Annotated in this window: 10 protein-coding genes; 7 read left to right on the plus strand and 3 right to left on the minus strand. The window is 31.0% G+C overall.

All coding sequences use genetic code 11. The features are described from left to right. The 3 genes from NST35_RS02605 to NST35_RS02615 all read left to right on the plus strand — a co-directional run bounded on the left by NST35_RS02605 (position 1) and on the right by NST35_RS02615 (position 1697). A complete protein-coding gene (locus NST35_RS02605; RefSeq protein ID WP_002457297.1) occupies positions 1–588 on the plus strand; it encodes a YcnI family protein in 588 nt (195 codons plus the stop codon). 222 nt (positions 589–810) lie between these two features. After that, on the plus strand, positions 811–1227 hold the full coding sequence (locus NST35_RS02610) for a DUF2871 domain-containing protein (protein WP_002457296.1): 417 nt from the start codon (positions 811–813) through the stop codon (positions 1225–1227). 68 nt (positions 1228–1295) lie between these two features. Further along, positions 1296–1697 (plus strand): GNAT family N-acetyltransferase, encoded by a 402-nt coding sequence (locus NST35_RS02615; protein WP_002457295.1) that lies wholly within the window; start codon positions 1296–1298, stop codon positions 1695–1697. 63 nt (positions 1698–1760) lie between these two features. On the opposite strand, the gene NST35_RS02620 is transcribed toward NST35_RS02615, so the two are convergent. Next, complete coding sequence (locus tag NST35_RS02620; RefSeq protein ID WP_002457294.1) at positions 1761–2753, minus strand: NADPH:quinone oxidoreductase family protein; 993 nt, start codon at positions 2751–2753, stop codon at positions 1761–1763. 242 nt (positions 2754–2995) lie between these two features. Here NST35_RS02620 and NST35_RS02625 point away from each other — a divergent pair, with 242 nt between their 5' ends. The 3 genes from NST35_RS02625 (at position 2996) to NST35_RS02635 (ending at position 6748) form a co-directional block, all read left to right on the plus strand. Continuing rightward, positions 2996–3526 carry a GNAT family N-acetyltransferase gene (locus tag NST35_RS02625; RefSeq protein ID WP_002447215.1) on the plus strand — a complete coding sequence of 177 codons (531 nt, stop codon included), beginning with the start codon at positions 2996–2998 and terminating at the stop codon, positions 3524–3526. Positions 3527–3806: 280 nt separating this feature from the next. Continuing rightward, entirely contained in the window at positions 3807–5972 is a 2166-nt protein-coding gene (locus NST35_RS02630) for a bifunctional glycosyltransferase/CDP-glycerol:glycerophosphate glycerophosphotransferase (protein WP_002457293.1), read from the plus strand. Between the two features lie 128 nt (positions 5973–6100). Beyond that, positions 6101–6748: a hypothetical protein gene (locus NST35_RS02635; RefSeq protein WP_002457292.1), complete on the plus strand. Its 648-nt coding sequence runs from the start codon at positions 6101–6103 to the stop codon at positions 6746–6748. A gap of 131 nt (positions 6749–6879) precedes the next feature. Here NST35_RS02635 and NST35_RS02640 read toward each other — a convergent pair whose 3' ends face one another. Beyond that, positions 6880–8559: a CDP-glycerol glycerophosphotransferase family protein gene (locus tag NST35_RS02640; RefSeq protein ID WP_002447218.1), complete on the minus strand. Its 1680-nt coding sequence runs from the start codon at positions 8557–8559 to the stop codon at positions 6880–6882. Positions 8560–8908: 349 nt separating this feature from the next. Here NST35_RS02640 and NST35_RS02645 point away from each other — a divergent pair, with 349 nt between their 5' ends. Continuing rightward, a complete protein-coding gene (locus tag NST35_RS02645) occupies positions 8909–10510 on the plus strand; it encodes an L-lactate permease (protein WP_002457291.1) in 1602 nt (533 codons plus the stop codon). 204 nt (positions 10511–10714) lie between these two features. Here NST35_RS02645 and NST35_RS02650 read toward each other — a convergent pair whose 3' ends face one another. Beyond that, positions 10715–11860: a glycosyltransferase family 4 protein gene (locus tag NST35_RS02650; RefSeq protein WP_002457290.1), complete on the minus strand. Its 1146-nt coding sequence runs from the start codon at positions 11858–11860 to the stop codon at positions 10715–10717. Positions 11861–11958 lie beyond the last annotated feature (98 nt).

Raw genomic sequence — 11958 nt, forward strand, 5'->3', positions numbered from 1 at the left:
ATGTTACGCAAGTTACTACCACTGACTTTAATAGTGTTTTTTGGTTTAGGATTTTTTAAGTTTGCAGATGCACATGTCACACTGAATCCAAACGAAAGCGAACCTGAGTCGTATGATAAGTACGATGTACGCGTACCAGTTGAGCAAAATGATCATACAGTGAAAGTAGAATTAGATGTGCCGAAGGGATTAAACGTTGAGAGTGTTAAACCTGTCCAAGGTTTTGAACATCATTTTTCGAAAGATAAAAAGGGAAATATTACCAAAGTTACTTGGACAGCTACTGGTAAAGGTATTGGTCCACACGAATTTATTGAGTTCCCTATTGTAGTGGCAAATCCTAAAGAAGAAGGAAAGTTCAAATGGAATGCTATTCAAACTTATGATAATGGAGATGTAGTTAAATGGACTGGTAAAGAAGATAGCGAACACCCAGCACCAACTACAACTGTAAAAAAAGGAGCAAATCCAAATGACACGCATTCTGACTCAAGTCAAGGTGATTCTATCGCTTTATGGATAGTTGCTATCTTAGCAATTGTGATTTCGTTGATTGCACTTTTTAAACAAGCGCGTTCTAAAAAGTAATCATTAACGGGTTAGAAATATATATACATTTTTCTAATTTAAAGCAATCCACTTAGATCTATATTTTAAAAATTGCATTCATCATTTATCAAGATTGATTAGGATGTGAGTTATTTAATTTAAATATCTTTCTCACTTGATTGCGTTTATTCTATGGTCGCTATTTTGTCACTTTAACTAACACAAATATGTTTTATAATATAATCTTAAGGAGGATTCTTTATGCGTAGATTATTATACTCTTTTTTATTTTATATGATCATAGGCTTATTAAGTGGCTTTTACTACAGAGAATTAACTAAAGCGCATGACTTTGTGGGTGACACGCAATTGTCTTTAGTGCATACACATACACTTATCTTAGGCATGTTTATGTTTTTACTCTTATTACCACTTGAAAAAGTATTTAAATTAAGTAGTTACTACTTATTTAATTGGTTCTTTTTCGTGTATCATTTAGGTGTGTTAATCACGATTTCAATGATGACAGTTAAAGGTACATTCCAAGTTATTGGTAAAAAATTTTCACCTGAAATGTTTGCGGGATTTGCAGGCATAGGTCATACAGGTATGCTTGCTGGTTTACTGTTACTGTTTTTCTTATTAAGACAGGCTATTCTTACAGAACCTAAAAAATAAAGTCGAAATACTAAAAAATATTTGGTAGAGTGGATTTAGATTTTAAATAACCAGATAGGTGATAGATAATGACTAAGATTCACTTTGAAGCACCCAGTCCCGAGGATTACTGTAATTTAAGAGCTAATGCTGGAATGAGTAGTAAATCGATTGAAGCGGCAATAAAGGGGCTTCCTCATGCATGTTTTAATGTGACCCTTTATGAGAATGATATGTTGATTGGAATGGGGCGAGTGATTGGAGACGGTGGCACAGTTTTCCAAATCGTCGATATTGCTGTGAAAGATACATATCAAGGGTTGGGTCATGGAATGACAATTATGCATGAAATAATGAAGTATATTGAGAGTGTTGCTGAAGAAGGTACATATGTGAGCTTGATAGCAGATTATCCGGCAGATCAATTATACGAGAAGTTTGGATTTAAAAGCACTGAGCCTTATTCAAAAGGTATGTATATCAAATATTAAATATTAAAGTGAAAACGTCATAAAATGCATTTGCTTTTGCATCTTATGACGTTTTTTAGTTATTTAAACATTGAAATCAATGACAATACGTCCAGTATTATGATGATTGATGACTTGATCGATAGCTTTTGGGATTTCATCGAATGAAATAACATGTTTGATGTCATGTAATTGTTGTGGTTTTAAGTCTTTTGCAAGTCTTCTCCAAACACGTTTTCTTAGTTTAATTGGAGTAAATACTGAATCAATACCAATTATACTTGCTCCTCTTAAAATGAAAGGAAAGACGGTTGTTTCAAAATTGTTACCACTAGTCATGCCAATTAATGCAACACTTCCATTGTTATCCAATCGTTTGACGATGTACGGTAAGTTTTCACCACCAACTGGATCAATGGCTGCTTGCCATGTTCTCTTTTCTAATGGTTTACTATTATCTTCTGGTAAACGGCCAATTACTTCTTTAGCACCAAGCTTTTTAAGTTTTTCTTCAGCGTCATCTCTACCTGTACTTGCAATAACATCATACCCTAAGTTATTTAACATGAGTAATGAAATTGTACCGACCCCTCCAGTGGCACCTCGTACAAGCACTTCTTTACCTTCAATAGACATACCTGATTTTTCAAGTTGTTCTATAGCTAAACCTGCTGTATAGCCAGCAGTACCATAAATCATAGCTTCTTCCAATGTTAAATCTTCAGGTAATTCAATCACCCATTCTGATTTAACACGTGCATATTCACTGAACCCTCCATAATGACTTACACCTAAATCATAACTTGTTACGATGACTTTATCTCCAACTTCAAAGCCTGGAGCATTTGTTTCTTCAATGGTACCTGCTAAATCTATACCGGGCACCATCGGATATTGTTTTACTATTTTGTTATGATCCTGAGTGGCTAGTGCGTCTTTATAATTTATGCCAGAATAATGTACTTTTATTAAAACGTCACCGTCAGGTAAGTCATCTTTAGTTAGTTCTTTATAACTATTTGAAACAATACCGTTATCATCTTGATCAACTACAAAAGCTTTGAATTTTTCTACCATATTTCTACACTCCTCTAATGATGAATTGAATCAATATTAAATTTTAAAGATATTCTTTCATGGTTCCCTTGATATTACCTTGTTTTTATTTTTAATATAAGGAAAATTCTTTTATAACAAACTTTACATCATTCATTGTATAATTTAATTTGAAAATTTAAAACTTATTAATAGCAAAAATGTCAATGTACACATCTAATTCACAAAATTAATTTTTTAAGATTTTAAAGAGGGGGATTTAAATGGGGGAAAGGATAAGAAGTGTTCAAATAACTGAGGTAGAGCAACTACAACTAATTGCTAAAAGAACATTTTTTACAACGTTTAGAGAATCTTATAGTGATGAGGACTTCAAGAAATTTTTCAATGATGCATATGATATAGATATGTTGAGAAAAGAATTGGAACAAAGTAATTCTTTTCATTATTTTTATGAAGTTGATCAAAATATAGTAGGTTTCTTGAAATTGAACATTAATGATGCTCAGACTGAAAATAAAGGACAAGCATATTTGGAAATACAACGCATTTACTTTGATGAAGCATTTCAAGGGAGTGGTAGAGGACAATTATTTATCAATTTAGCTATTGATCAAGCTATCAAATTTGGGAAATCGAAAATATGGCTTGGTGTTTGGGAGCATAATCCTAAAGCGCTTAGTTTTTATAAAAATAGGGGATTTAGAGTTACAGGGTCGCATCAGTTTTATACCGGAAGTGTAGTAGACAATGATTTGATTATGGAATTGGATGTTCCAACAAACTATAAATAAAGTTTATAGTTCAATCACAAAATATAAATGAGCTAGGGTTATGTTTAATATTGTTCGCATTTAGCATTAATATTAGATATAATTGTAGCGTTGAATTTTAGTACAATATCTATGTAATTGTATTCAAAGTGAAGTCATCGAAATTAAAAATGCAATCAATATATACAGATTAGGTTTATATTTTTAATAGGTAATGATAGTTATTATAGTGACATTCAAACGTACAACCTAAATTTTATAAGATGTTGTCGATTTAATATAGAGAGAAAGGACGTATAGTATGAATAAACTGACAATTATTGTCACGTATTATAATGCGGAGGAATACATCACAGGTTGCTTAGAGAGTATTAAGCAACAACGTACACAAGATTTTAATTTGATTATTGTGAATGATGGGTCGACAGACCAAAGTAAAAAATTAATGGATGAAGCTATTAAAGACTATGATAAAAACATTCGATTTATCGATTTAGATGAAAATAGTGGTCATGCACATGCGCGTAATATTGCATTAGAAGAAGTGGAAACACCTTACTTTATGTTTTTAGATGCAGATGATGAATTAGCCTCTTATGCAATCACGTTTTACTTAGAAAAGTTTAATGATACTGATGGTTTAATTGCTCCAATACATTCTTTTACTACACAACGTCCGCAATTTGTTGATTTAGATCGAGTAAGGGTTGAATATTTTAATGCCAAAGGGAATATTAATTCATTTTTAAGAAAACAGTCAGCTTGTAATATTATTTTTAGAACAGCTATTGTCAAAGCGCACCATATTCGATTTAATGAAAATTTAAATACATATGTGGATTGGTCATTTGTTCTTGAGTATATGAAGTATGTAAATAAGTTTGTTCGTATTTTTAACTTCCCATTTTATTTCCGTGGGGAAGTCTATGATCCATTTGAAACACTTACTTTAAGTGAACAAAATTTTGATATTTTATTTAAAGATTACGTCAACAGCTTTTATGATGCCATTAAACGAGCAACAAACCCAAAAGTTAGAGAATTTATTGTCACTAAAATGGGAAATAAAATCGCTAATGAATTTGAACCAACTCGATATGATATTAATGAACGCTATCAAACACATAAGGATACGCTTGTTGAATTATCGAAATTTTTACATGTCCATTTAGTTAAAAATCAAAAACTAATAAATAAAATTGAAACAATTTTGTTAATGAATAATGAAACTGATAAAGCTTTTAAAGTTAATCAATTTAGAAAAACATTGCGACATGTTAAAAATATTGTTTTAAGAAGAAAAAATAAAGAACGTTCATTGTATGACTTAACAGATAAAGAAGATAATGTTAAACCGAAAACGATTGTCTTTGAATCGTTCGGTGGTAAGAATTACAGTGATAGTCCAAAGTATATTTATGAATATATGCAAAAGTATTATCCTAATTATCGCTATATATGGTCATTTAAGAATCCTGATAAAAATGTCGTACCGGGTAGTGCTGAAAAGGTTAAGCGTAATTCAGCAGAGTATTATCAAGCTTACTCGGAAGCAAGTCATTGGGTATCAAATGCCCGTACACCACTTTATTTAAATAAAAAAGAAAATCAAACGTACATTCAAACTTGGCACGGTACACCATTAAAACGGTTAGCGAATGATATGAAAGTGGTTCGTATGCCGGGCACTACGACTCCGAAGTATAAGCGTAATTTTAATCGTGAAACATCACGTTGGGATTATTTAATTTCGCCAAATAGATATTCAACTGAAATATTTAGAAGTGCTTTTTGGATGGATGAAGAGAGAATATTAGAGATAGGTTATCCTAGAAATGATGTATTAGTGAATAGAGCCAATGATCAAGAGTATCTAAATGAAATTAGAACTCACTTAAATTTACCTAGTGATAAAAAGGTTATTATGTATGCTCCGACATGGAGAGACGATGAATTTGTGAGTAAAGGAAAATATTTGTTTGAATTAAAAATTGATTTAGACAACCTTTATAAAGAACTCGGAGATGATTATGTGATTTTATTACGCATGCATTATCTCATTTCTAACGCACTTGATTTATCTGGTTATGAAAATTTTGCAATTGATGTTTCAAACTATAATGACGTCTCTGAATTATTCTTAATAAGTGATTGTTTAATTACAGACTATTCATCAGTAATGTTTGATTATGGTATTTTAAAACGCCCTCAATTTTTCTTTGCATATGATATAGACAAATATGATAAGGGATTACGAGGATTCTATATGAATTATATGGAAGACTTACCAGGACCAATTTATACAGAACCATATGGCCTAGCTAAAGAACTAAAAAATTTAGATAAAGTGCAACAGCAATACCAAGAAAAAATAGATGCATTTTATAATAGATTTTGCTCTTTAGATAATGGTAAGGCGTCTCAATATATTGGAGATTTAATTCATAAGGATATCAAGGAACAATGATAAATTTCATACTTAATTAATAATTATAGGGTATAATATTAATGAGCAATTAATATTATGCCCTTTTTAATATTTTAATTGAAATTCAATTCAACATGATAAAGAGACAAAGTAGGAGGCGGTTTCAAATGAAAAAAGTATTAGCAAGTGCAACGATTTTATCATTAATGTTAGTAGGCTGTTCCAATGGAGGAAATGATGAATCAAGTCATAAAGATGATAGTTCCAAAACAGAACAAAAGGATAAATCATCATCTCAACATGACTCAAAAAAAGATTCGAAACGTAATGATACGATTAATAAGCAAGACAATCAGGAAAATAACAATAATAAAGAACGAACAAGTAATCAAAATCCAAATGTAGGAGAGCAACGAACAAGCGAAAGACCAACAACAAATTCAAACGGAAATTCATCGGATAATCAAAATAAACAACATCAATCAGTACAAGATAATCAGAATAAATATGTAGCACCATACCAAAGTGAAAATGCGACACGTGTTGCTCGATATCTTTCTCCATTTGAGGGCGACCGCAGTCAAGCTTTGCAGCAATTACCAAATTTTGAAACTGCACTTTCCATTGCCAAAAATGAAGCTAATATGTATGGAAGCGAAAATAAATCATATAATGATTATTCAATAGAACAAACAGAAGATGGATTTAGATATGTGTTTAGCTTTAAAGATCCATCAAAAAGTAATACTTACTCAATTGTAACGCTTAATCGACAAGGTCAACCTACTGTTGTAGATCCTAACTTCCAACCTTAGTTGTAAGTAAAGTGAATTTCAACACGAATGAGTCATACTAAGATAACTATAAAAAGCGAGCAAAATCATTTCTGTATTCCATAATGAGTTTGCTCGCTTCTATATTGAAAATCATCAATAAGATGAATCACTTATTTCAATTGATTAGAAATAAGTTTACTAATATATTCAAATGACTGATTATTTTTATTTGTATATTTATTGTTTAATTGTGGAATGCTATCAGTAATTAAATCATTCATTAATAGTTCAGCATCGGTATACCAAACAGGTTTTAAGGTGTCTATTACGTCTTGATAGACACCACGTTCTTCGACATATTGAGAGTGATTGGGTGTATATAAGCAACCTTTTTTATCTACGGTTAAAGCATCAAAAATAATTGATGAGTAGTCTGTCAAAACAACATCTGAAATAATAATTAAGTCTTGTGTTTCAATATTATTAGGCGGAATAATTACACCTTCAGGAACCAAGTCATTCTGACTCTCGACGTGTCCTTTATAGATCACATTATAATGTTTTAATAACTGTTCATTAATAGGAAATACATCATCATCAGATGAATTTGTTTTCCATGTTGGAGCATATAATAATACTCGCTTAGTAGGATCTATATTTATCTCGCTAAATATACGTTTATGTAAACCTACATCATTGATACGATTTAATAAATAATTATTTCTAGGATATCCTACAGGTAATATATCAATTTTTTGACTAGGAAACGCTGATTCAAAGTATGTTTTTGATTCTTCTGAATCTACAACTAAATAATCTTGTTGTGTCCATTTATTATATTTTCGAGCTCGGTAGTTATATATATTTAAATTTTGATGTGGCTCTTTACTATCTAAAAATAGTTTTTTAATAGGTGTCCCATGCCATAATTGAATGATTTTACCATTAGGGTGAATATCGTCAGGAATATAGCTTTCCGTGATGACAAAAGTAGCTGTTTCAATTAAATTCTTCACATTTTCATCGTTAGTTGAAATAAAATGTGGTCCTGTTCTCTCATCTGTTATAAAGTAAGACTCTATCATAGGATTATGTTTAACAAAGTAATTAAATAAATACTTAGAGTTTCCTCGATACCCAAAATCAAATCCTAGAAAAACGACGTGGTTCTTAAGTTTTGATGAATCCTTTTTATAAATATAGCTAATCTCTTTGTGTTTTCTAACTGAATAATTCTTAATAGGAGTTACTAACCATCTTGGAGCTTTAAATTTAGTACTAAGTAGTACTGAATCATAATATCTAATACTATCGTGATCGTTAAATGGTACACGCGTAAATGGGATTCTTTGTTTATGTGCATAAGCGATGGTGTTTAAAAAGAATTTATCTCTATAAGTTAAATCATTACGATCAAATGAGCGCCAAAATCCCTTGCTCGTTTTTAATGGTTCTTTAAAGTCTAATACGACATGACCTTCAACTGCGATATGCCCTTTTAGAATTGTTAATAATGCTAAATCAAAAATATTTTCAACTTCAAATTTATCAATAAGTTCTAATGTTGAATTAATTTCATAAATAACATTTGGATATAAATTAATATTTTTAACCCAGTCCTCAAAATCAACAAAGTCTAACCCGAAGTATTTACAATCGTTTAAATAATAATTGTTAATTGTATAGTCAACTAAAAAAGAAGTCTTAGGTAAAGTGATGGCTTTAATCATGGACTGATGAATTTGAATTTCATTCGAATAGGGAATGACATGCGTATAGCCGTCGCTAAGTGCACGTTCCATTTGCTCTTTTAATTTGTCCATATTTGAAATATTTATTTGCTTTATCATAAATCTTCCTTCAATCTCTTAACGATATTTGTTAGTTTTTATTTTATCATGGCCCATAATATAATTCATGTAAACATAACATAAAAATAAATATATATGTTTTTAACCTGTGAAATTAAAGCGCTTAACTACTATAAATATTAAGGTTTATTAATTGTTAACAACCCTTTACATTCATGTCACACCATTGTAATTTATATAAGAAAATGTTATATTTTTCTTGTGAAAATGGTCACGATATGCTTGTGGGGATCGTACTGATTTAATAGGTATTTATCACATATTAATAAGGGGACAGTATGCGTCTACCTAGTCTTCATGACTAAAGATCTAATGAGGAGAGTTCAATATGTTAGTAGAATCATTTAACCCATTTGGTAATTTACTATTATCATCATTAATTGCAGCAATTCCTATCATTTTATTTTTACTGTGTCTTACAGTATTTAAAATGAAAGGAATTTATGCTGCTATCACAACCCTTGTGGTTACATTATTAATTGCAATTCCTTTCTTTAAATTACCAGTAGGAATTGCCTCTGGCGCAGTTGTTGAAGGTTTCTTCCAAGGTATCTTCCCAATCGGATATATTGTTATTATGGCAGTATTATTATATAAGATTACTTTGAAATCGGGGCAATTCGCAACTATTCAAGACAGTATTACAAGTATTTCACAAGACCAAAGAATTCAGCTTCTTTTAATTGGTTTTTCATTTAATGCATTCTTAGAAGGCGCTGCAGGATTTGGTGTTCCAATTGCAATTTGTGCACTTTTATTAGCGCAACTTGGCTTTAGACCATTACAAGCAGCTATGTTATGTTTAGTAGCTAACGCTGCATCTGGTGCATTCGGTGCAATTGGTATTCCAGTAGGTGTTGTAGATACACTTAACTTACCTGGTCATGTAGAAGCGATGGGAGTTTCACAAACATCAACATTAACTTTAGCAATTATTAACTTCTTTATTCCTTTCTTACTTATCTTTATCATAGATGGTTTCAAAGGAATTAAAGAAACTTTACCTTCAATTCTTGTTGTTTCTGTCACTTATACAGTTTTACAAGGATTACTTACAGTGTTTAATGGTCCAGAATTAGCTGATATCATTCCATCACTTGCTTCTATGTTAGCATTAGCTTTATTCTCTAAGAAATTCCAACCTAAGAATATCTTTAGAGTTCAAAAAGATGTTAAACCAGAAGCACCGAAAAAACTTAAAGGTAAAGAAGTCTTATTTGCTTGGAGTCCATTCATTATCTTAACTGTCATTGTTATGATTTGGAGTGCACCTTCATTTAAAGCATTATTTGCACCAAAAGGTAAATTATCTGCTTTAGTTGCAAATTTTGACTTACCTGGTACATTCAGTAATATTTCACACAAACCAATTACTTTATCATTAAACTTAATTGGTCAAACAGGTACAGCGATTCTAATTACAATTATTATTACTGTTTTAATGGCTAAAAAAGTTAACTTTGGTGATGCTGGTCGTTTATTTGTTGAAGCATTTAAAGAATTATGGTTACCAATCATAACAATTTGTTTCATCTTAGCAATTTCAAAAATCACAACATATGGTGGTTTAAGTAACGCTATGGGACAAGGTATTTCAAAAGCAGGAAGCGTATTCCCAATATTATCACCAATCCTTGGTTGGATCGGCGTATTTATGACTGGTTCAGTTGTTAATAACAACTCTTTATTTGCGCCAATTCAAGCTTCTGTAGCACAACAAATTGGTACAAGTGGTTCACTACTTGTAGCTTCAAATACAGCAGGTGGGGTTGCGGCGAAACTTATTTCTCCACAATCAATTGCCATTGCAACAGCAGCTGTTAAAGAAGTAGGTAAAGAATCTGAATTACTTAAAATGACATTACGTTATAGTATTGGATTACTTGTATTTATCTGTATCTGGACATTTATCTTGTCATTCATTCTGTAAATCAAAATTTATTGAAATGAATTTTTCATATACAAAGCCCGAAATGAAGCTATAAAGCCATTCATTTCGGGCTTTCAATATGTTGCTTTTAGATGTTGAGATTTTAGGTAATCTTTTAAAATGGTGCAATTGTTATATAAATTCTCATTTGAAAAATAGGAGTGAGACAGTTCGTTTTAAATGAACTAAGTCTCACTCCTATTTTTATTTAAACATAGACATAAATAATTGATATATATGATCCGGACTAAATTGTTTCAACGTATCTTTACTATTTTCAATGATGTGATCTAACTCATTATAATGTTGTGTTGTTAAATCGATACGTTTTGCAAGTTCAGACACATTTTCATAGTTTACTAAATAACCATTATCTCCGTTGTTAATGATTGAATCTGGCCCTACATTGCCTTCAAAACTTATGACTATATTATCTTGCACCATTGCCTCTAAAATAATCATTCCGAAGCCTTCATTGCGTGAAGGTACAACAACGATTTTACTTTGTGCAAGTTTATTATTTAATTCTTGCGTTGGCTCATATATTTTAATCAAATCATTTAAATGATATTGATTAATAAAGTCAACAAGTGATGTTTTCTTACTACCAGAACCATAGATATGAACGTCATAATTCAATTGACGCAAGTCTTCTTGTATTAAACGAATACTCTCTAATAATAAATCATACCCTTTTTCATATTCTAAACGTCCGGCGCTAATAATACGATTTTTCTTTGGAGCAGCAATTCTTTTTTCGGTAACCATATTAGGTATAACATATACAGGAGTTTTAAGTTGTGATTGATATTTTTGCTGATCTGCGACAGTTAACGTTGTAATCTTATTGATATTACGGTACGCAGCAATAATTTCCTTTTGATACTGATCAGGATGAGCATCAAAATTCATATGTTCCATTGCGATGGTCACTATTTCAGCTTTAGCATATTTAGAAATGAGAATATTAAAGCTAGCTCTTGTTCCAACGAGTACATCAGTTTTAGTATGTCTGATTGCTTTAATCATTTTTTTCTCTACATAACTCGAAAACTGACTTTTACCTGGCTCAAATTGAGAAATCACTTTTGTATTTAAAAAGGGGGTATACTTTTTGATACGATTTGCCGTAATAGCTCTAGTATTTTTAATCTTTAAGCGATAATCCACTAAGACTTTAACTTTTATTGCAGAATGTAATTCAAAATATGGAGAGTCTGTGCCTCTAAAAACTGAAATAATTGTTACAGGATGTCCTTTTTCTGCAAGTGTATTTGCAAGTTGTGTCACCGACTTTACCGTTCCGCCCATTGCATAAATATTATGCATAAAAAATGTGAACGACTTCATTGCGTTAAACACCTCATTGTTTTCTATGATATTTAAGTTATTATAACATTAGTTCGTGTATATGGGGTAACATGTAAACAATTGTAATTTGAATTGTG

The sequence above is a fragment of the Staphylococcus sp. FSL W8-0304 genome (assembly GCF_038006565.1).
Lineage (GTDB): Bacteria > Bacillota > Bacilli > Staphylococcales > Staphylococcaceae > Staphylococcus > Staphylococcus epidermidis.